Raw genomic sequence first — 1,127 nt, forward strand, 5'->3', positions numbered from 1 at the left:
AAAACCTTTTGATTAATACGAGAAACCCAATCAAAAGTGTTCTTGTAAGCAACTGCGTATGAACCATTGTGTTCCGCAAAAGAAATAATGATGGCATCAGCCTCGCCCAGCTTTTTATAAAACTTTTGCGCCAGTTCTGGCTGACCTAATTGCTCTTCTCGTTCAAAGCTAAAAATCGGTAGTTCGTAATCATTAAGATCTAATACTTCCACTTCCGCATTAGGGACTAAAGAGGCTGTATAACGAGCAAATTGTTGATTGATTGAGTTACGGCTATTGGTTGCACCGAATGCTAAAATTTTCATATTGTCGCCCTTCTTTTAATCATTGTTCTTTGAGCGTATCGCTCGACTTGATGGAATCAGTCTACATTAAGACCCATAAATCATTAATAGCACCAAAGTAACAACACTATTTCCATATGACTTGCAATTTAGGAAAGCAAGTACATTAACCATAGCAATCAGATATCAGAATTCCATTATCAAAAATTACTTAAAACAGATTCAACGAGTTACCGCTTTATTAATATGCTAGTTGCACATATGATTTCTACAACAAATTATCTGACGTCTTTATATGGCGGTATTCTCTAAAGAAAAAAGGAATGGCTATGTCTAAATTGACTGTTGTTGCAAATATCATTGCAAAGGAAGGACAAATTGATCTCGTGAAATCAGAACTTTTGAAATTGATTGATGTAACACGAGCAGAAGATGGTTGTATCAGCTATGACCTTCACCAAGATAATGAAAACCCAGCCCATTTTGTGTTTTTCGAAAATTGGAGTTCTGAAGATAAGCTGCAAGCCCATTTAAATAACACACCAATCGCTGAGTATGTCAAAGCGACAGAAGGTGCTATTGAATTATTTACTATCAATAAAATGACTCATATTGGTTAGTCACTTAATAGGCCTTTTATGATAAAGGCCTATTAAAGTTTTAATTCGGATAAATTGTCTGATCTCACAGCAAATACAAATAAGGTTAAAAAATAATATTGCTATACTAATGCGCTACGAATAAAGCCATTGTGGTTTGCTAATTGCTTTTTTGCTTGTTCTGCATCAAGCCCAGCCAAAATCATCAAAATAGCAGTCTTACAATGTCTATCGCAGGCACTTA

Annotated in this window: 2 protein-coding genes; one reads left to right on the plus strand and one right to left on the minus strand. The window is 35.2% G+C overall.

The features are described from left to right. Positions 1–305 (minus strand): NAD(P)H-dependent oxidoreductase (locus I3255_RS14615; RefSeq protein WP_238039476.1); only part of this gene is annotated, 305 nt, incomplete at its 3' end. Between the two features lie 308 nt (positions 306–613). On the opposite strand from I3255_RS14615, the gene I3255_RS14620 reads away from it, so the two are divergent. Then, entirely contained in the window at positions 614–904 is a 291-nt protein-coding gene (locus I3255_RS14620) for a putative quinol monooxygenase (RefSeq protein WP_036765555.1), read from the plus strand. Positions 905–1,127: the final 223 nt, after the last annotated feature.

Origin of the sequence: Psychrobacter sp. Ps6 (assembly GCF_022129235.1) — a bacterium.
Classification (GTDB): domain Bacteria; phylum Pseudomonadota; class Gammaproteobacteria; order Pseudomonadales; family Moraxellaceae; genus Psychrobacter.